Below are 19309 nucleotides of genomic sequence, written 5' to 3' on the forward strand. Positions count from 1 at the left end.
CTGTTGCAAATAGTCGGTGGTGATAAACTTATCATCCCCTTTTGCTGATGGAGCTGCACATGAACCCATTCAAAGGCCGGCATTTTCAGCGTGACATCATTCTGTGGGCCGTACGCTGGTACTGCAAATACGGCATCAGTTACCGTGAGCTGCAGGAGATGCTGGCTGAACGCGGAGTGAATGTCGATCACTCCACGATTTACCGCTGGGTTCAGCGTTATGCGCCTGAAATGGAAAAACGGCTGCGCTGGTACTGGCGTAACCCTTCCGATCTTTGCCCGTGGCACATGGATGAAACCTACGTGAAGGTCAATGGCCGCTGGGCGTATCTGTACCGGGCCGTCGACAGCCGGGGCCGCACTGTCGATTTTTATCTCTCCTCCCGTCGTAACAGCAAAGCTGCATACCGGTTTCTGGGTAAAATCCTCAACAACGTGAAGAAGTGGCAGATCCCGCGATTCATCAACACGGATAAAGCGCCCGCCTATGGTCGCGCGCTTGCTCTGCTCAAACGCGAAGGCCGGTGCCCGTCTGACGTTGAACACCGACAGATTAAGTACCGGAACAACGTGATTGAATGCGATCATGGCAAACTGAAACGGATAATCGGCGCCACGCTGGGATTTAAATCCATGAAGACGGCTTACGCCACCATCAAAGGTATTGAGGTGATGCGTGCACTACGCAAAGGCCAGGCCTCAGCATTTTATTATGGTGATCCCCTGGGCGAAATGCGCCTGGTAAGCAGAGTTTTTGAAATGTAAGGCCTTTGAATAAGACAAAAGGCTGCCTCATCGCTAACTTTGCAACAGTGCCCGTCAGGGTGTTAATCGAGTAGCCGAACAGCGCCAGCACGCCGAAGGTGCCAAGCAGCACCACCGGCACCGCCACCGCCGGAATGAGCGTCGCGCGGAAGTTCTGCAGGAACAGATACATCACGCAGACGACGAGGATAATCGCTTCGAACAGGGTCTGAATCACGTCCTCGACCGAGATTTTGATGAACTCGGTGCTGTCCTTCGGATAGGCAATATCGTAACCCTGCGGCATCTGACGCTGGAATTCGGCGATTTTGCTTTTCACCAGCGTCGCGGTGTCCAGCGCGTTGGCGCCGGGGGCCATCATCACCGCGATCCCGGCGGCCGGGTGGCCGTTCAGATTGGCGGTGGCGGTGTAATCCTCGCTACCCATCTCCACCCGCGCGACATCGCTCAGGCGCACCACCGAGCCGTCGGCCTGGCTTTTCACGATGATCGCTTTGAACTGGTCAGGGGTTTGCAGCCGGGACTGCGCGCGCACGGTGGCGGTTAATTGCTGGGCATTGGACGACGGTAGCGCGCCGATTTTACCGGCGGAAACCTGCACGTTCTGCGCCTCAATCGCCGACTGAACGTCGGAAGGCATCAGCGAGTAGGAGGCGAGTTTGGTCGGGTCCATCCAGACGCGCATCGCGTATTCGGCGCCGAATACCTGCAGGCTGCCGACGCCCTCCACGCGCGCCAGCGGGTCCTGCATATTGCTGACCAGCCAGTCGGAGATATCGGAGCTGGTGGCGCGGTTGGTTTTGTCATACACCGCGAGGATCAGCAGAAAGCTGCTCTGCGATTTTTCCACCGTTACGCCGGACTGCTGGACTTCGCTCGGCAGCCGCGATTCCGCCTGCTGCACTTTGTTTTGCACCTGCACCTGGGCGGTGTCCGGGTCGGTCCCCTGCTCAAAGGTGACGGTGATGCTGACCGAGCCGTCGGAGCTGCTGGTGGAGCTGAAGTAGAGCAGATGGTCGAGGCCGGTGAGCTGCTGCTCGATGACCTGGGTGACGCTGTTCTCCAGGGTTTCGGCGGACGCCCCGGTATAGGTGGCGGAGATTTTCACCGCCGGCGGGGCGACGTCCGGGTACTGGCCTACCGGCAGCGTGCGGATCGCCAGCACCCCGGCGAGCATAATCAGAATGGCGATCACCCAGGCAAAGACCGGGCGACGCACGAAGAAACGGGAGAACATCAGGCGTTGCCTCCGTTATTGTTGACGGCGACGGCCTTCACTGTCTGTCCGGGGGCCACTTTACCGGTGCCTTCGACAATCAGCTTGTCGCCCGCTTTCAGGCCGCTCAGCACCAGCCATTTATCGCCGTAGGTGTCGCCGGTTTCCACGGTACGCTGCTCAACTTTGTTGGCGGCATCGACCACCAGCGCCGTGGCGTCGCCTTTGGCATCGCGGGTGATCCCCTGCTGCGGGGCGAGGATCGCGTCGTTCATGATGCCTTCATCGATGCGCGCGCGGACGAACATCCCCGGCAGCAGGACGTGCTGCGGGTTGGGGAAGATAGCGCGCAGGGTCACCGAGCCGGTAGATTCATCGACGGCGACTTCGGTGAGCGCCAGACGCCCTTTTTCGGGATAGGTACTGCCATCTTCCAGGGTTAACGTCACGCTGAGGGTGTCGCTGTTGCTGGCCAGGCTTTGCTTGCGTAAACGCAGGAGATCGACGCTGGATCGCGTCAGATCAACATACATGGTGTCGAGCCCGCGGATCGTCGCCAGCGCGGTATCCTGATCGGCGGAGACCAGCGCCCCCGGCGTAACCGACGAGATGCCGATGCGCCCGGCAATCGGCGCGGTGACGGTGGTCCAGTTCAGGTTAATGCGCGCGCTCTCCAGCGCCGCTTTCTTCGATTCCACGCTGGCCTTGTCCTGGGCGCAGGTGGAGGCGGCGTCGTCAGCATCCTGGCGGGAAACGCCGTTATCCCTGACCAGCGACGCGTAGCGCTGGGCCTTCTGGCAATCGGAGGCCACCAGCGCCTGGGCCTGTTTCAGCGCCGCCGCCGCTTCGTTCCAGGTCGCGCGATAGCTGGAGGGATCGATCTGGTAAAGGGCCTGCCCGGCCTTCACCATATCGCCTTCGGTAAACAGGCGTTTCTGGATGATGCCGCCCACCTGCGGGCGAACTTCGGCGCTGAGCGAGGCGGTGGTGCGGCCGGTGAGCTGGCTGACTACCGGCACCGGCTGGCTTTGCAGGGTGACCACGCCCACTTCCGGCGTGGGTTGCTGCGGAGCAGATGTCTGCGCATTATCGCATCCGCTAAGGAGAAATAATGCTGTCGCGATGGGAGCTATGATGTATTTCATTATATTTTCTCAAGATATAAGACGTCCGCCCCGTTTATTTAAAAACGAGGGAATAGGTTGGGCGCTGAGGCATTTTCGGGTGAGCGAAAATGACAAAAAAGGAACACAGATGTTCCTGAACGTGATTGTTATTGTGTCTCCGCTGAAGCCAACCTCTTCGGTCTTCAGGAGGTGAAAAGCGCATCTCCTCTGGTTTTGTGGTGAGAATGATCATTCTCATTTTTCCCCATTATACGATCCGTCGCGATAATGGAAAGGTTTTTTTGCTTACTTTTAGAACGCAAAAAATTAAGGCAAATAATCATGGAGAAAATAAGAATATTTTGTGAAAGTGGAGAGGGAAAATAACCATTCGGCAGCGCGATACTGGAGATAGTTAATGACACTAATCATTACAAAAAGCATTAATCCCAACGATCAACAAGAATTATTTTCCGGTCTGCGGCAGTATAATCAGCAGTATCTCGATGCGGCGCAGTTTGGCGATCTGGGGATTTACTCGCGCGATGCGCAAGGGGTAATGCAGGGCGGGCTGATTGCCAAACGCAAGGGCAACTGGCTGTGCATTGAGTATCTGTGGGTTAGCGAGACGACGCGCGGGCGCGGGCTGGGGAGCGAACTGATGCAGGAGGCGGAACAGCAGGCGCAGGCGCAAGGCTGCAGCCATCTGCTGGTGGATACCTTTAGCTTCCAGGCGCTGCCGTTTTATCAGAAATTAGGCTATCAGCTGCAGATGTCGCTGCCCGACTTCCCGCACGCAGGCATGCAGCGCCACTATTTGTCGAAGGCGCTGTAACGATCCTGGTATCCCCGGGCGGTCAGGTACCGCACCTGTGGTTGTGCCGGATGGCGGCATAAATGCCTTATCCGGCCTACACAGTCCTCCCGTAGTTTCGCCCCACCCAGGACCGGCAAGCGCAGCGCCGCCGGGCAGGATATCAGGCACGGCACCTGTATTCTTGCCGGGTGGCGGCTGTTGCCTTACCCGTCCTGGGGGTCGTGCGACCAGTTGTTGATATACCCACTTGCGCGACTGAAACTGCCGGTGCTGGCGGCCTCAAAATCGCTGAGACGTTCCCGGAAGGCCGGGGCAGCCCGCATGGATGCGGGCTGAGGGCCGTGTTTTGCACGGACGCTGCCTCGGCCCGACCCGAAGCCTGCAGGGATAAGTCGAAGGGACCGCGTAGCGGCGATTTTGCTGGCCGGAGCCCGGGGGTACAGGGGGCGGCGGCGACTGGCCGCCCCCTGTGCGCTCCCTGCGCCATAAGAGACATAGCGCAGAAGAAATATCGGGAGCGCAATCTGCCGGGAATTAACATAGAAGTTGTAGCCCTGCTAAGCGTAGCGCGAGCAGGGAAAATCCCGGATGGCGGCGCGTGGCGCCTTATCCGGGCTACAAAAGCATTTGCCGGGCGGCGGCTGCGCTTAACCCCCGACGCCGTGGCCCATCAACGCCAGCGCGTGGCTGACGATGGTCTGGCGGTTGACCGCCTGTAAACGCGGATCGCTGTGGATGCGCGAAAACGGCACCAGCACCAGGCTAATCACCGTGGTAAACAGCAGCTCCGGCGCCAGCGCCGGATTGATCTTGCCTTCCTGCTGCCAGCGACGCACCGTCCCCAGCATCACCTGAAAACGCTCCTCGCCGAAGCGGGCATCCATATGCTGGCGCAGAATCGGCATCTCGCCGATGATCTCCTGCATCCACAGCGGCGCGAACCAGGCGTTTTTCTCCGCCATATGCCCCAGCGTCTCGACCATCATCGTCAGCGCCAGCACCGGGTCCTGTGGATGATCGACAAAGATGCGGCTGATGTGATTGCGCAGCGGCATAAAGCGCTCCTCAATCAGCTGAGTCACCAGCGCATCCCGCGAGCTGAAGTAGTAATGCAGCATCGCCGGCGTCACCCCGGCCTCTTTGGCGATGGCGTTCAACGATACGCGGCCCGCCCCGTCGCGGGCAAACAGCGTCAGGGCGATGTCCATCAACTGTTCGCGGTTGGCGGTACCCGGTTTTTTACCGCGCGGCCGACCCGGGCGGCGGGGAGCATCCTGATCCTTTTGTGCTGTCATGATATGGCGATCTCTTGACCCGACTCATTCTTTCACTAAATATTAATTATGCATTTAATTAATTTCAAGCGAGCGTTGCAATGACTTCTCAAGTTGCTAACCCACCGGTGCAGTCGATACGCCTGCTGTTCAGCGCATTGCTGCTGGTGATGCTGCTTTCAGCGCTGGATCAGACCATTGTCTCCACCGCGCTGCCGACGATTGTCGGCGAACTGGGCGGGCTGGACAAGCTTTCCTGGGTGGTCACCGCCTATATCCTCAGCTCCACCATCGCGGTGCCGCTGTACGGTAAATTTGGCGATCTGTTCGGCCGCAAAATTGTGCTGCAGGTGGCGATTGGGCTGTTTCTCGTCGGCTCCGCGCTCTGCGGGCTGGCGCAGAATATGACCCAGCTGGTGCTGATGCGCGGCCTGCAGGGGCTCGGCGGCGGCGGCCTGATGGTGATCAGCATGGCGGCGGTCGCCGACGTCATCCCGCCCGCCAACCGCGGCCGCTATCAGGGGCTGTTCGGCGGCGTTTTCGGCCTGGCGACGGTGATCGGCCCGCTGATCGGCGGTTTTCTGGTGCAGCACGCCTCCTGGCGCTGGATCTTCTATATCAACCTGCCGCTCGGCCTGTTCGCGCTGCTGGTGATCGGCGCGGTATTCCACAGCAGCAATAAACGCAGCCAGCATCAGATTGACTGGCTGGGGGCGATTTATCTCAGCATGGCGCTGCTGTGCATCATCCTGTTTACCTCGGAAGGAGGCAGCGTCCATGCGTGGAATGACCCGCAGCTGTGGTGCATTCTGGCCTTCGGCATCGTGGGGATCATCGGCTTTATTTACGAAGAACGGATGGCCGCCGAGCCGATTATTCCGCTGGCGCTGTTCCGCAACCGCAGCTTCCTACTGTGCAGCCTGATCGGCTTCGTCATCGGCATGTCGCTGTTCGGGTCAGTCACCTTCCTGCCGCTCTATCTGCAGGTGGTGAAGGAGGCGACGCCCACCGAAGCCGGGCTGCAGCTGATCCCTCTGATGGGCGGCCTGCTGCTGACCTCGATTATCAGCGGGCGGATTATCAGCCGTACCGGTAAATATCGCCTGTTTCCGATCCTCGGCACCCTGCTCGGCGTGACCGGCATGGTACTGCTGACCCGCATCACCATTCACTCGCCGCTGTGGCAGCTGTACCTGTTTACCGGCGTGCTGGGAGCGGGTCTGGGGCTGGTGATGCAGGTGCTGGTCCTGGCGGTGCAGAATGCGATGCCGGCGCAGATGTACGGCGTCGCCACCTCCGGCGCGACCCTGTTCCGCTCGATTGGCGGCTCCATCGGCGTGGCGCTGTTTGGCGCGGTGTTCACGCACGTGCTGCAGAGCAACCTGCAACAACTGCTGCCGGAAGGCGCGGTGCTGCCGCCGGGAATGAATCCGGTGGCGGTCCAGCACCTGCCCGCGGATATCCGCCTCGACTACCTCGACGCCTTCGGCGCGGCGATCCACGCGGCGTTTCTGATGGCGGCCGGCATTATGGCGGTGGCGTTTGTCCTCTCATGGCTGTTAAAGGAGGCGCCGCTGAAGACCGCGACGCATTAAGCGGCCCCGGCGATGCGCAGCAGTGCCTGACGCAGCGCCGGTGCGGCAAAATCGATAAATTTGCGCAGCTTAAGCGGCGCCAGATCCCGAGCGGTATACAGCAAATGGACCGGCGCCGGATCCGGCTCGACGTTTTCCAGCAGCAGACGGAGCTCCCCGTGGCGCAGGCCATCCAGCGCCTGATAATGCAGTAAGCGGGCCACCCCCACCCCCAGCCGCGCGGCATCGGCGGCGCTCTCCGGCGTGGTAACGGATAGCACCGGCGGCAGGTTAATCAGCTGGTCCTCGCGCTCAGCGGCGCGAAAGCGCCAGCCGCGATAGGGCATCGGCGATTCAATGCGGATGATCGGCAGCGCCGCCAGATCGCGCGGCCGCTGCGGCTCGCCGTATTTCGCCAGCAGCGCCGGATGGGCGCAGGCCACAATCCGCATGGTGCCGAGGCGGGTGGCCACCATGCTGCTGTCCGCCAGGTCGCCAATCCGCACCGCCAGATCGACATGGTCGCTCACCAGGTCGGCATTGCGATCGCTGAGCAGCAAACGGACGCGAATTAGCGGGTAGCGGGCGATAAATTCACTGATTACCGGAAGAACGTGCTGGCGTCCAAACATCGTCGGCGCGGAGATCACCAGCTCGCCCTTCGGTTCCTGATATTCGCCCGTCGCCTGGCGTTCGGCGTTTTCCACCTCCTCAAGGATCCGCCGCGCGGCGGCAACATAATCGACCCCGGCGTCGGTGAGCGTCAGTTTGCGGGTGGTTCGCGCCAGCAGGCGTACGCCCAGCGCGCTCTCCAGTTCGCCAATATGGCGGCTGACGGTGGTCAACGGCATATTCAGCGCCCGCGCCGCCGCCGACATGCTCCCCAGCTCGGTCACTTTCACCAACAGCGCCATCGCGCTTAATCGATCCATTATTCTCCCGTTTTGCGGAAAGATGATTGCCACTTTACCCGTATTATCATTCTTCACAGTACAGTCCATGATGGCGCCAGACAACAGGAGGCGCTATGGCAGCAACCTTTCTCGATATCGCTATCACCCCGGACGTGATGGATGTGCAGCATGAAATGGGCAGCGACTCGCTGTGGCAAACGCCGCGCAGTCGCCGCCAGGCCGACCGCTTCGGCGACAGCGAAGCGGGGATGATCGCCACCCGCGACAGCTTTTATCTGGCGACGGTGTCGCAGAGCGGCTGGCCCTACATTCAGCATCGCGGCGGCCCGCCGGGGTTTCTGCATCTGCTGGATGACACCACCCTGGCGATGGCCGATTTCGGTGGTAACCGCCAGTACATTACTACCGGCAATCTGCGCGGCAGCGACCGGGCCTGCCTGTTTTTGATGGATTATCCGCGCCGTGCCAGGCTGAAAATCTACGCCACCGTCGAGGTCCTGGCGGCAGAGGACCACCCGCAGCTGCTGGCGCAGGTGGCGCCGGCCAACTATCGCGCCCGCATTGAACGTCTGTTTCTTTTTCATTTGCAGGCGTTTGACTGGAACTGCCCGCAGCACATTACGCCGCGCTACAGCGCGCAGCAGGTGGCGGAGTACAGCCAGAACCTGCAGCAACGTATTCATGACCTGGAGCAGGAGAATCAGCGCCTGCAGCAGCAATTAGCCCGTAGAGGAGAGTAAGCATGACCGAACAACGTCCTCCGTTACCGCCGTTTACCCGCGACAGCGCTATCCAGAAGGTCCGCGCCGCGGAAGATGGCTGGAACAGCCGCGATGCGGAAAAAGTCGCCCTGGCCTACACCGTGGATAGCGAATGGCGCAACCGCAGCGAATTTGTCCACGGTCGGGGGCAAATTGTTGAGTTCCTGCAGCGAAAATGGCGCAAGGAGCAGCAATACCGGCTGATTAAGGAGCTGTGGGCATGGCAGGAGAATCGCATTGCCGTGCGCTTCGCCTATGAGTGGTGCGACGACAGCGGCAACTGGTTTCGCTCGTATGGCAATGAGAACTGGGAGTTTGATAAGCATGGACTGATGCAGACGCGCTACGCCTGCATCAACGATCTGCCAATTAGCGAAAGCGAGCGCCTGTTCCACTGGCCGCAGGGGCGCCGCCCGGACGATCATCCGGGGCTCAGCGATCTGGGGCTGTAAAACCGGCGCTGCGCGACGGATTAATCGGCTTTCGGGAAGTCGACTACCGTGTCGTTAACCCGGTTCACCATGTTGGTGAACAGGATGGCGCTGATGGCGCTGATAATCTCAATCACCTGCTGGTCGCTAAAACCGGCGTTGCGCAGCGCGGCGACGTCGGCTTCCGGCAGCGTACCGGTGGTGGTCACCAGGGTCTGCGCGAATTTCACCAGCGCATCAAGCTGCGTCTCTTCCGCATACTCCCCGCGGCGCAGGGCGTGGATCTGCTCGCTGCTGAAGCCAGCTTTTTTCGCCATCAGGGTGTGCGCGGCCAGGCAGTAGTCACAGCCGGTGGCTTCGCTGACCGACAGATTAATCGCTTCCAGCTGCTGGGCGCTGAGGCTGCCTTTATGGAGCATCGCATTGTGCGCCAGCGCCTGCTGCAGCGCCGCCGGCGAGTGGCCGCCGATGGTCAGGTAGGCGTTCGGCACTTTGCCCATCGCTTTTTTGATCCCGGCGAAAATATCGGCGGCTTTGCCGGTGGCGTCTTGTTCACGGATATCTGCTAAACGGCTCATGGTTAACTCCTGTTGTTATCGAGGGTGTGTTGGCAATGGGGTCATCTTAGGCGCTTGCCGCATGCTAGACTGGCGGTCTTCGTCTCACCTTTTTGTCTTATCGTCTCAGGAGAAGCATGGACAGTCTCAGTCATCTGCTGGCGCTGCTGGCGCCGCGCTGCGAAGTGAACCTGCACTGTCGCTTCGGCGGCCGCTGGCAGGCCGGGCACCAGCAAATGCGCAGCGGCGTGGTGCCCTGGCACGTGGTGCTGCGCGGCGAGGGGCGGCTCAACGTCGGCGGCCAGACCCATCACCTGCGCGCGGGAGATGTCGTCCTCCTGCCCCACGGTTCGCCGCACCTGATGGAGAGCCTGGTGGAGTGGGGCCAGGTGCTGCCGGTGGCGCACCGGTTTAACGGCACGGTGACGGAAATGCGCGCCGGCCCGGCGGAGGGGGCGCTGGAGATGCTGTGCGGCGAATTCTATTTTGGTCCGCACGTCAGCTGGCTGTTCAGTGAAGCATCGACGCTGATCCATCTCCATACCGATGCGCGTGAAGACTGCCCGGAGCTGGACGCGCTGCTTAATATACTGGTGCGCGAGAGCCTGGCGCAGCGTCCCGGCGGCAGCGCTATCGTGCGCAGCCTCGGCGATACGCTGCTGGTGCTCCTGCTGCGCATGCTGCTTGGCGAGCAACAGCCGCCCGGCGGGCTGCTGCGCCTGATGAGCGATGAACGCCTGATGCCGGCGGTGCTGGCGGTGATGGCGACCCCGGAGCAACCGTGGACGCTGGAGAGTATGGCCGCCCGCGCGTTTTTATCACGGGCCACCTTTGCCCGTCATTTTGCCCGCGTCTATCACCTGACGCCGCAGGCGTGGCTGTCGCAGTTGCGAATGGCGCTGGCCGCCCGGCTGCTGCGCCTGGAGCGTCAGACCAACCTCGAGGTCATTGCCGAACGCTGCGGCTTTCAGTCGCAGGCTTCCTTCTCGAAGCGCTTCAAAATGCGCTATGGCGTGACGCCGGGCGAGTGGCGACGGGGCTAGCGCCTCGCGTTTCGCGAAGATGATTTTATTTCCAGTTGCGTGGTTTGCTGTTTATTACCCGACCCGAAAGTCGTTATAGTTTTGTACGAAAAAAAACAATGACATTCAGGACAGACAGGGTGAAGAGGATGAGATTACGTTTACAGGCCGCCGCCGCGGTAATGCTGGCGGGTCTGGCGCTGGTCGGCTGCGACCAAAAGGGTAATGAAGCGAAGCACATTAAGGTCGGTGTGATTAACGGCGCCGAGCAGGATGTGGCGGAAGTGGCGAAGAAGGTGGCCAAAGAGAAGTACGGTCTGGAGGTCGAGCTGGTGGGGTTCAGCGGCTCACTGCTGCCCAACGAGTCGACCAACGCCGGGGATCTGGACGCCAACGTCTTCCAGCATCGGCCTTTCCTTGAGCAGGACAACAAAGCGCATAATTATCATCTGGTGGCGGTCGGGAATACCTTCGTCTTCCCGATGGCCGGCTATTCGCGCAAGATCAAGTCAGTCGCCGAACTGAAAGACGGCGCGACGATCGCTATCCCCAACGATCCGACCAACCTCGGGCGGGCGCTACTGCTGCTGCAAAAAGAGAAGCTGATTACCCTCAAAGCCGGGACCGGCCTGCTGCCGACGGCGGTGGATATCACCGACAACCCGCGTAACCTGAAGATCATGGAGCTGGAAGGGGCGCAACTGCCGCGCGTACTCGACGATCCCAAAGTCGACGTGGCTATCATCAGCACCACCTACCTGCAGCAAACCGGGCTGTCGCCGGTTCGTGACGGCATCTTTATCGAAGATAAAAACTCGCCCTACGTGAACATCATCGTGACCCGGGAAGACAATAAAGACGCGCAAAACGTGAAGGAGTTTATGCAGTCGTACCAGTCGCCGGAGGTGGCGAAGGCGGCAGAGACTATCTTCAACGGCGGCGCGGTGCCTGGCTGGTAAGCCAACACACAGGGAGAGGCGCGTATGGTACGCCAACGGCAGGCTGACCTGCTGCTGATTGCCGCGACGGTGATTGCCGCCTGCGGCTGGATATTTTCCCGCGAGGCGATCGCCGGCATGCCGGTGTTCGCGTTTCTTGGGCTGCGTTTTTTCTTCGCCGCGCTGCTTCTGCTGCCGTTCTGCCGCGGTTTTCGCCCGCAAAAGCAGCACTGGCCAAAACTCATCATCAGCGGACTCTGGTTTGCGCTCAACCTCTGCCTGTGGATCTATTCGGTCTCCACGACGGCGTCGCTCGGCGAAGGGGCGTTTATCATGAGCCTGTCGATGATGTTCGTCCCGCTGACCGCATGGGTGATGATGAAGGTGCGCCCGCCGCGCGCCTGGTGGGAGTGCCTGCCGATTGCGGTGGTTGGCCTGGGGCTGCTCAGTCTGCATATGCCGATAGCCTTCCACCCCAGCCAGGGCTGGTTTTTGCTGACGGCGCTGGTGCAGTCGATCTGGTTCTGTTACACCAGCCGCTGCGCGCGTGAAGTACCGCTGATCCCCCTGACCACCGTGCAGCTGGCGATCACCGGTATCGTCGGGTTGACCATCTCCGCTGCCGTTGAACGCTGGGACCAGCCGATGACCCTGCCGACTCTCGGCTGGTTGGTGGCCAGCATTGTCATCGCTACCAGCCTGCGCTTCGGTCTGCAGATGAAGGGGCAGAAGTACGCGGCGGTGGCCAGCGCGGCGATCATCATGGTGCTTGAACCGCTGCTGACGGTCATTGCCGCCGCGCTGTGGTACGGCGAACAGCTGCCGCTGCAGAAGATTATAGGCGGCGTGCTGATCCTCGTGGCCCAGCTGTGGTTCCGCTGGCGGATGCTTAAGCCGTAAGCGAGCCGCTTCGCCGCTGCGCCATCAGCTGCAGCAGCGGCACCAGCGACAGCCCGTCCGGCATCTCGCCGCGGGCGATCAGCTGGTTTATCTCGTCGAAGGTAAACCAGCCGGTCTCCATCACCTCATCCTGATCTGCATCCATCCCCACCCAGCGTAAACCGGTGGCCAGCCAGGTGATAAACAGCTGATCGCTGCTGCCGTAGGAGGGGTTAAAGCGAATGATCTCCTCAACGCGTTGCGCCTGCCATCCGGTCTCTTCCCGCAGCTCGCGCAGCGCGGCGACCGCCGGGTCTTCCTCTTCATCGACGCCGCCAGAAGGGATCGCCCACACCACCTTATCGATCAGGTAGCGGTAGTGGCGAATCAGCAGCACCTTCTCATCCTGGATGGCCACAATCCCCACCGCCGGGCGCGGGTAATGAATGGAATAAAAGTCGCGGCGCTCGCCGGGGGCGACATCAATACCCACCTTACGCATGCTGAACCACGGCGTCTCGGCGATGACCTGCGGGTCGTGCATATCGGCGGCGGTCAGTTTCTTTTTCATCCTGCCACTCCTGTCAAAAATTGAGCCTTAAGAACAACATAGCCGGAGGCGGATGGCAACCGCCGCAGGTTGGCCCGATTTCATCGATCATTGCCCAAACGCCCCTGTTGAGCCAGGCGGGGACTCAGTACGATGTTCGTCAGATGACCTCAGAGGAACGCCAACATGAACATCACCCACATCCGTAATGCGACCCAGATTATTCACTACGCCGGGAAAAGATTTCTCATCGATCCGATGCTGGCGGACAAAGGCGCCTGGCCGGGTTTTCCGGGCACCGCGCGCAGCGAACTGCGCAATCCGCTGGTTGAGCTGCCGTTTTCCCGCGATAAAATTGTCGACGTTGACGCGGTGATCGTCACCCACACCCATGACGATCACTGGGACGCGGCGGCGATCGCCGCGATCCCGAAAACCCTGCCGGTGTTCGCCCAGCATGAGGCCGACGCCGCGCTGCTGCGCAGCCAGGGATTTCAGGATCTGCGCCTGCTGTCGGCAGACAGCGAATTTGCCGGCGTGCGCCTGCAGAAAACCACCTCCGGCCAACACGGCAGCGACCGGACCTACGCGGTGCCGGCGATGGCTGAACGCCTGGGCGAGGCCTGCGGCGTGGTGTTTCGCCATCCGCAGGAGAAGACGCTGTGGCTGGTGGGGGATACTATCTGGCGCGATGACATTGCAGCCGACCTGCTGAAGCTGCGCCCGGACGTGGTGGTCCTCAACGCCGGCTACGCCCACGTCATCGGCTTTGGCCCGATTATCATGGGCAAGGAAGATCTCCTGAACGTGCACTTCACCCTACCGGAAGCAAAAATCATGGCTATCCACCTCGAGGCGGTCAACCACTGCCTGGTGAGCCGGGAAGAGATGCGCCAGTATGCGCTGGATAATCAGATTGCCGATGTGGTTTCTATTCCGCAGGATGGAGAAACCGTCGTTTATTAACATGCGTAAGGGGAAGGGACGATGAAACTCACCGACGTGGCGATTGTCGCTGTAGAGGGCTTTAGCCCGTTTCACTACGCCGTCCCCTGCATGCTGTTTGGCGATTCGGTTTCGGAAATCAAACGCTTTAATCTGCACATTTGCGCCGAGCGGCCGGGGCTGCTGAGCGCCCGCGATGGTTTTGCGCTGTACGCCACCGGCGATTATGCCGCGCTGGAACAGGCGGATATCGTGGTGGTGCCTTACTGGGGCGAGGTCGATCGACGTCCGCCGCAGGCGCTGCTTGATAGCCTGGTGCGGGCCCGGGATAACGGCGCGGAGATTGTCGGCCTGTGCCTCGGCGCGTTCGTCCTCGGCTACGCCGGGCTGCTGGACGGCAGGCGAGCGGCGACTCACTGGGAGTTCGAGCAGGATTTCCAGCGCCGGTTTCCGCAGGTGCAGCTGGATATCAACGCCCTGTACGTCGACGACCAGCGGATCATTACTTCGGCGGGCACCGCGGCGGCGCTGGACTGTTGCCTCTACATCATCCGCCAGCGTTTCGGCAGCCTCGCGGCCAACCAGATCGCCCGGCGGATGATTGTTTCGCCGCACCGCGAGGGCGGCCAGGCGCAGTTTATCGCCCAGCCGGTGCCGAAAAACACCCGCGATGCGCGAATCAACTGCCTGCTGGATTATCTGCAGCAGCATATTGCCGAGCCGCACAGTCTCGATTCGCTGGCCCGGGTGGTGGCGATGAGCCGCCGTACCCTGACCCGCCACTTCGCCCGGGCAACCGGGATGAGCATTACCGACTGGCTGACCGCCGAACGTCTGCGCCGCAGCCAGGCTCTGCTTGAGGCGGGCGATCTGCCGGTCGAGCAGGTGGCGGAGGCGGTGGGCTATCTTTCAGCGGTCACCTGGCGCCAGCAGTTTAAAGCGCGCTTTGGCGTCAGCCCGACGGAATGGCGGCGTACCTTTCGTCGCGGCGCTTAGCCGGCGAGGGTCGCACTGTCGATCACGAAGCGGTATTTCACGTCACCCTTGACCATTCTTTCCCAGGCTTCGTTGATCTCATCGCCGCGGATCAATTCGATATCGGCGACGATGCCGTGTTCGGCGCAGAAGTCGAGCATCTCCTGAGTTTCCGGAATACCGCCGATCATCGAGCCGGCAATCGACCGGCGGCGGAAGATCAGATTGAACACTTCCGGCGACGGATGCGGCGTGGCCGGGGCGCCAACCAGCGTCATGGTGCCATCACGTTTCAGCAGCGTGGTGAAGGCATCGAGATTGTGCGGCGCCGCCACGGTGTTGAGGATGAAATCGAAGCTTTTGACGTGGGCCGCCATTTCGTCTTCATTGCGCGACACCACTACGTCATCGGCGCCCAGCGCTCTGGCCGCATTACGCTTGGATTCGGAGGTGGTAAAAGCCACCACGTGGGCCCCCATGGCGTGGGCCAACTTGATCCCCATATGCCCGAGGCCGCCGATGCCGACCACGCCGACTTTTTTACCCGGCCCGACGTGCCAGTGGCGCAGCGGCGAGTATGTCGTGATCCCGGCGCACAGCAGCGGCGCGACGGCGGCCAGCTGCGCTTCGGGATGGGTTATCCGCAGCACGTAGCGTTCATTGACCACTATCTGCTGTGAATAACCGCCAAGCGTGTGTCCCGGCGCGTCCTGGGTCGGCCCGTTATAGGTCAGCACCATGTGGTCGCAGTAGTTTTCCAGCCCCTCGGCGCACTCTTCGCACTGTTGACAGCTATCGACCATACAGCCGACGCCCACCAGATCGCCGACGGCGTAGCGCGAGACGGCGTTGCCGACCGCGGTCACCCGACCCACAATTTCATGCCCCGGCACGCAGGGATACAGCGTTCCTGCCCATTCCGATCGCGCCTGGTGGAGATCGGAGTGGCAGACGCCGCAGTAAGCGATGGCGATCTGTACATCCTGCGGCCCCGGGTCGCGGCGGGTGATGGCCATTGATTCCAGCGGCTGGCTGGCGGAGTAGGTACCAATAGCGTTGATCAGCATAGCGAAACCTCTTCTTGATGAATGGACTCAATAGAACGGGAGGGGAATGCGGGTGGTCAGTGGCATCGATAAGCGTAGCCTGGACTGGCCGAGATGCGAGGGGGAAAGCGGTAGAGAAACCCTCAGGCGCGGCGTTAGCCAGCGCAGTAAATAATAAGGTGGCCTTATCTTTATCGCCGCTAAGCCTTATAGGTAATTAAGGCTCATCGTATTTTTTATTCCTGTAAAATAGAGATAAATAGTTATTGCAGATAATGATGCTTACACTCTTTTTATCCTCGTAACGTCTTGTCTTTTATTCGTTAATTCACCTGTTGATACTATGATTCTCAACGAATCACTTTTTCAACCTGACCTGATGGCATAAAAACCATGTCGATCCCTGCAGCCAGCCTCTCTACTGACCAGGCGTTACCGTCTTTTTACTACGGAAGACAGACAAAGCCGTTATTCGCGGTGGAATCCCTGTTATCTGCGTTCCTGCCCGCCAGCTCACCCTTTGCGCTGCCGCGATCGACCTATTATCGTTTTCCGCCGACCCAGGCTGAATCCGGATTAATTCTGCTCGAAGAGGGGATTGCCTCGCTATGCCATGCGGAAAACAACATGGTGATATCAACGATATTTGCCCCTTCGCTATTGGGATTAATCGATGGTTACGGCGTCTTTAACGGTATTCCGGAAAAACACCACTGCTCTCTGTTTGCTGAGACAGATTTGCGCGGACGCTGGATAGGACACCAGGCCGCGGTCGAGATCCTCAATGCGCAAAACCTGTGGCAGGAGATGGCCCATGTTCTGGCGCAGCGGCTGATGGTGTTGAGCATGCGTTCGCAGGAGATGGTGGGGGTGGATTCTTATCCGATGGTGCGAACCCTGCTAACAGAGCTGGCGGACTACCCGGAGGAGTATCGTCGCCAAATTAATGCGTTAAGCTTTATACAGCGCCGCACCAACCTGTCGCGCAGCCGTGTTATGTCGATTCTGGCAGAGCTGCGCAAAGGTGGTTACATTACGGTCCATCGCGGGGTGCTGGAAAAGATAACCCGCACGCTTCCCGCCCACTTTTAAACCCGCGCGGCGGAGGGGCGTGATTTTCCCACCCCTCGTCAGCCGGTGGGCTAAGGCTCAACCGGCGTCAGAAAGTCCAGCCGCAGCGGCTCAGCCAGCAGAGACTCCATCTGCGTCATAAACGCCTGAAAATAGGGCATCGCGACATGGGCATCGAGGGCGTCCTGTCCCTGCCACGCCTCGCGCATATAGAAGGTGTCCGGCGCGTCGCGCAGCTGAAACAGGGCATAGTCGAGGTTGCCCGGCTCCTGTCTCGTCGGCAGGAGCAGCGCCTGCAGGGCCTGACGCAGGGCGTCCGTTTGGCCCGGTTTCGCCTTGAGCACGGCGATAAGCGATATCATCTTAAAACCCCTCCAGCACGATCTTGCCGACGGCGCGTCCGGTTTCCAGCTGGCGATGCGCTTTCTGCAGATTGGCGGCGGTGATGGCGCCGTAGTGTTCGCCAAGGGTGGTTTTGATAGTGTGGTTGTCGATCAGCGCCGCCACGCGGGTGAGCAGCTGATGCTGGGCGATCATATCATCCGTCTCAAACATTGAACGGGTGAACATAAATTCCCAGTGCAGGGACAGGCTTTTCGCTTTCAGCGGCACCACGTCCAGGGTCTCCGGGTCATCAATCAGCGCCAGCTTGCCCTGCGGGGCGAGGGCGTCGATCAGCGCGTTGAAGTGCTGCTCGGTATTGGTCAGGCTGGCGACATGGGTTACCGACGTGATACCAATGCGCGCCAGCTCGTCGGCGAGCGGCTTGCTGTGATCGATCACATGGTGCGCGCCCGCCTCGCGGACCCACTGCTGGCTCTCGGGACGCGAGGCGGTGCCGATCACCGTCATGGCGGTCAGTTTACTGGCCAGCTGGGTCAGGATAGACCCCACGCCGCCCGCCGCGCCGACGATTAGCAGCGTGTCGCCCGCATTGCCGCCTTCCTCAACGCCGAGACGGTGAAACAGCAGCTCCCAGGCGGTGATCGCCGTCAGCGGCAGCGCGGCGGCGGAGGCATTATCGAGGGTGCGCGGTTTGTGCGCCACCAGGCGCTCATCCACCAGCTGATATTCACTGTTGCTGCCGGCCCGGCCCAGCGCGCCGGCGTACCAGACCTCGTCCCCGGGCGCGAACAGCGTCACTTCCTCACCGACGGACTGCACCACGCCAACGGCGTCCCAGCCCAGCACCCGCGGCGTGTCGCCCTGAAAGCCGGCGCGCACTTTGGTGTCTACCGGATTGACCGAGATAGCCTTCACAGCGACCAGTAGATCACGCCCGTGGGCGGTGGGGATCGGCAGGTCGATCTCGGTTAAAGAAGGGATGTTGTTGCCGTCAGCGGCGGCTTGAGTAATGGCGATAGCTTTCATAACTGCTCCGGTCTGTGATTCGGGTGAATGAAAAGATGGAGCCATCGTAGACCGCTGCCGGGAGGGGAAAAACGGGCTAACGGCAATAACAGTTATATGCAGAAAGTGAAAATCAGCCCACCTGATAGAAGTCGAGCATCACCCCATCCTGGGTCCGGCCACCGGCGCAGATAAACAGCGAGGTGGTTAGCCAGCTGAGCGCGGGAGCATCCACCTCAAAGGTGGGCACGGTGCGAAAATAGATGGCTTCTGGCGGAATATCGCTAAAAAAGCGCATATCGTCGGCGAAAAGCTGGTCATGATACTGGGCCGGCACCCGGCGGATGCCATTGTTTTCCACATAGACCGTGCCTTCCGCCACCTGCAGGGCATAGCGGGCGGACAGCCTGCAGGTGCCGTCGGGTTCGATTATCTGGCTGTCGACGCCGCCGGGTAATACGTGGCCGCGAAGTTGACCCGAGACGCTGCCGCCGACAATCGGGATCAGCTGGCGCTTACCGGTCTGCGGGCTGCGGGAGACGATTATCGGTTTATCAACCTGGATGGTAATGGAAAAACAGTGTCTGAGTTCGGGGGTCATTATGGATCTCCTGTTTCGGTTGCTAACGGCACGCGGCCACCGCGCCAGTGTAACGGGTTTGCGAGAGACAAAATAACGCAGGGTTTGGATAAAAATGATTGGCTGGGATGATGAGTTTGGGGGGCTCAGGTTGGTAGGGAGTGGCTGTGGGGGAGCAGGGGCAAACTGGCGGAAGATCACAGGAGTTGAACCTGCCCGGGACCGCTGGCGGCCCCAACTGGATTTGAAGTCCAGCCACCTCACCGGAGATGACGATCTTCCGCGCCTCGATTGCTACATGGAGGCGGGGCGCATTATAGCTACTTTCAGCCGTTTACCACATACCTAAACGCACTTTTTTACTGTTAAAACTGGACTTTACAGAACAGTCCTGGACAAATCCTCACAAAATCCGTGAGTTACACTTTTTCACTCCCTGATTCCCTACCGCGATCACAGAAAACAAGAAACGTAATCTGATAACGAGATATCGCAATTCATCTTAGTGCGGCAAAGGTTTACAAAAACCGTAACCGGTA

Annotated in this window: 22 protein-coding genes, 1 tRNA gene and 1 pseudogene; 12 read left to right on the forward strand and 12 right to left on the reverse strand. The window is 60.3% G+C overall.

Annotated elements, in window-relative coordinates; genetic code table 11:
• Positions 1-59: 59 nt before the first annotated feature.
• Positions 60-764 carry an IS6-like element IS26 family transposase gene (locus KB892_RS25965; protein WP_001067855.1) on the forward strand — a complete coding sequence of 235 codons (705 nt, stop codon included), beginning with the start codon at positions 60-62 and terminating at the stop codon, positions 762-764.
• A gap of 52 nt (positions 765-816) precedes the next feature.
• Here the strand turns inward: KB892_RS25965 and eefB are convergent.
• Together eefB and eefA are read right to left on the reverse strand one after the other, a co-directional pair.
• Positions 817-2001 (reverse strand): annotated as a pseudogene (gene eefB / locus KB892_RS25970) (multidrug efflux RND transporter permease subunit EefB); the annotation flags it as partial.
• Positions 2001-3125 carry a multidrug efflux RND transporter periplasmic adaptor subunit EefA gene (gene eefA / locus KB892_RS25975; protein ID WP_002923067.1) on the reverse strand — a complete coding sequence of 375 codons (1125 nt, stop codon included), beginning with the start codon at positions 3123-3125 and terminating at the stop codon, positions 2001-2003. The gene eefA and the pseudogene eefB, both read right to left, overlap by 1 nt.
• A gap of 206 nt (positions 3126-3331) precedes the next feature.
• Here eefA and KB892_RS25980 point away from each other — a divergent pair, with 206 nt between their 5' ends.
• On the forward strand, positions 3332-3454 hold the full coding sequence (locus tag KB892_RS25980) for a hypothetical protein (protein ID WP_004150240.1): 123 nt from the start codon (positions 3332-3334) through the stop codon (positions 3452-3454).
• Here KB892_RS25980 and KB892_RS25985 read toward each other — a convergent pair.
• Entirely contained in the window at positions 3414-3530 is a 117-nt protein-coding gene (locus KB892_RS25985; RefSeq protein WP_014343452.1) for a hypothetical protein, read from the reverse strand. The two genes, KB892_RS25980 and KB892_RS25985, sit on opposite strands and share 41 nt — an antisense overlap.
• Here KB892_RS25985 and KB892_RS25990 point away from each other — a divergent pair.
• Complete coding sequence (locus tag KB892_RS25990; protein WP_002923062.1) at positions 3505-3921, forward strand: GNAT family N-acetyltransferase; 417 nt, start codon at positions 3505-3507, stop codon at positions 3919-3921. The two genes, KB892_RS25985 and KB892_RS25990, sit on opposite strands and share 26 nt — an antisense overlap.
• A 629-nt stretch (positions 3922-4550) precedes the next feature.
• Here KB892_RS25990 and KB892_RS25995 read toward each other — a convergent pair.
• A complete protein-coding gene (locus KB892_RS25995) occupies positions 4551-5198 on the reverse strand; it encodes a TetR/AcrR family transcriptional regulator (RefSeq protein WP_002923038.1) in 648 nt (215 codons plus the stop codon).
• Positions 5199-5278: 80 nt separating this feature from the next.
• Between KB892_RS25995 and KB892_RS26000 the strand changes: the two genes are divergently transcribed.
• The gene (locus KB892_RS26000) at positions 5279-6772 is read left to right on the forward strand and encodes an MDR family MFS transporter (RefSeq protein WP_004151512.1); all 1494 of its coding nucleotides are present in this window, start codon (positions 5279-5281) and stop codon (positions 6770-6772) included.
• Here the strand turns inward: KB892_RS26000 and KB892_RS26005 are convergent.
• Positions 6769-7740, reverse strand: coding sequence for a LysR family transcriptional regulator (locus KB892_RS26005; protein WP_014343450.1), 972 nt, complete (start codon positions 7738-7740; stop codon positions 6769-6771). The genes KB892_RS26000 and KB892_RS26005 overlap by 4 nt on opposite strands.
• A gap of 38 nt (positions 7741-7778) precedes the next feature.
• On the opposite strand from KB892_RS26005, the gene KB892_RS26010 reads away from it, so the two are divergent.
• Complete coding sequence (locus KB892_RS26010; protein WP_002923018.1) at positions 7779-8405, forward strand: pyridoxamine 5'-phosphate oxidase family protein; 627 nt, start codon at positions 7779-7781, stop codon at positions 8403-8405.
• Between the two features lie 2 nt (positions 8406-8407).
• Entirely contained in the window at positions 8408-8878 is a 471-nt protein-coding gene (locus tag KB892_RS26015) for a nuclear transport factor 2 family protein (RefSeq protein WP_002923016.1), read from the forward strand.
• Positions 8879-8898: 20 nt separating this feature from the next.
• Here KB892_RS26015 and KB892_RS26020 read toward each other — a convergent pair whose 3' ends face one another.
• A complete protein-coding gene (locus tag KB892_RS26020) occupies positions 8899-9435 on the reverse strand; it encodes a carboxymuconolactone decarboxylase family protein (RefSeq protein ID WP_004151510.1) in 537 nt (178 codons plus the stop codon).
• Positions 9436-9551: 116 nt separating this feature from the next.
• Between KB892_RS26020 and KB892_RS26025 the strand changes: the two genes are divergently transcribed.
• From KB892_RS26025 to KB892_RS26035, 3 genes are all read left to right on the forward strand, one after another.
• Positions 9552-10457, forward strand: a complete 906-nt coding sequence (locus KB892_RS26025; protein WP_004151509.1) for an AraC family transcriptional regulator — start codon at positions 9552-9554, stop codon at positions 10455-10457.
• Between the two features lie 128 nt (positions 10458-10585).
• Positions 10586-11395, forward strand: a complete 810-nt coding sequence (gene nlpA, locus KB892_RS26030; protein ID WP_002922973.1) for a lipoprotein NlpA — start codon at positions 10586-10588, stop codon at positions 11393-11395.
• A gap of 24 nt (positions 11396-11419) precedes the next feature.
• Complete coding sequence (locus KB892_RS26035; RefSeq protein WP_002922972.1) at positions 11420-12274, forward strand: DMT family transporter; 855 nt, start codon at positions 11420-11422, stop codon at positions 12272-12274.
• Here the strand turns inward: KB892_RS26035 and KB892_RS26040 are convergent.
• Positions 12264-12824 carry an NUDIX domain-containing protein gene (locus KB892_RS26040; protein ID WP_002922970.1) on the reverse strand — a complete coding sequence of 187 codons (561 nt, stop codon included), beginning with the start codon at positions 12822-12824 and terminating at the stop codon, positions 12264-12266. The genes KB892_RS26035 and KB892_RS26040 overlap by 11 nt on opposite strands.
• A 165-nt stretch (positions 12825-12989) precedes the next feature.
• On the opposite strand from KB892_RS26040, the gene KB892_RS26045 reads away from it, so the two are divergent.
• Both KB892_RS26045 and KB892_RS26050 read left to right on the forward strand, forming a co-directional pair.
• Complete coding sequence (locus tag KB892_RS26045; protein WP_002922968.1) at positions 12990-13769, forward strand: MBL fold metallo-hydrolase; 780 nt, start codon at positions 12990-12992, stop codon at positions 13767-13769.
• Between the two features lie 21 nt (positions 13770-13790).
• Positions 13791-14744, forward strand: coding sequence for a GlxA family transcriptional regulator (locus KB892_RS26050; protein ID WP_004151508.1), 954 nt, complete (start codon positions 13791-13793; stop codon positions 14742-14744).
• Here KB892_RS26050 and KB892_RS26055 read toward each other — a convergent pair.
• A complete protein-coding gene (locus KB892_RS26055; protein ID WP_002922967.1) occupies positions 14741-15790 on the reverse strand; it encodes an NAD(P)-dependent alcohol dehydrogenase in 1050 nt (349 codons plus the stop codon). The two genes, KB892_RS26050 and KB892_RS26055, sit on opposite strands and share 4 nt — an antisense overlap.
• Positions 15791-16162: 372 nt before the next feature.
• Here KB892_RS26055 and KB892_RS26060 point away from each other — a divergent pair, with 372 nt between their 5' ends.
• Entirely contained in the window at positions 16163-16861 is a 699-nt protein-coding gene (locus KB892_RS26060) for a winged helix-turn-helix transcriptional regulator (protein WP_004151507.1), read from the forward strand.
• Positions 16862-16911: 50 nt separating this feature from the next.
• Here KB892_RS26060 and KB892_RS26065 read toward each other — a convergent pair whose 3' ends face one another.
• The 4 genes from KB892_RS26065 to KB892_RS26080 all read right to left on the reverse strand — a co-directional run bounded on the left by KB892_RS26065 (position 16912) and on the right by KB892_RS26080 (position 19052).
• Positions 16912-17202: a putative quinol monooxygenase gene (locus tag KB892_RS26065; protein WP_002922965.1), complete on the reverse strand. Its 291-nt coding sequence runs from the start codon at positions 17200-17202 to the stop codon at positions 16912-16914.
• Between the two features lies 1 nt (position 17203).
• A complete protein-coding gene (locus tag KB892_RS26070; RefSeq protein ID WP_002922964.1) occupies positions 17204-18211 on the reverse strand; it encodes a zinc-binding alcohol dehydrogenase family protein in 1008 nt (335 codons plus the stop codon).
• A 112-nt stretch (positions 18212-18323) separates the two neighbouring features.
• Positions 18324-18791 carry a DUF3237 domain-containing protein gene (locus KB892_RS26075; protein ID WP_002922963.1) on the reverse strand — a complete coding sequence of 156 codons (468 nt, stop codon included), beginning with the start codon at positions 18789-18791 and terminating at the stop codon, positions 18324-18326.
• A 166-nt stretch (positions 18792-18957) separates the two neighbouring features.
• Positions 18958-19052, reverse strand: a tRNA-Sec gene (locus KB892_RS26080).
• Positions 19053-19309 lie beyond the last annotated feature (257 nt).

This window comes from Klebsiella sp. P1927 (assembly GCF_018204675.1).
GTDB lineage: Bacteria > Pseudomonadota > Gammaproteobacteria > Enterobacterales > Enterobacteriaceae > Klebsiella > Klebsiella pneumoniae.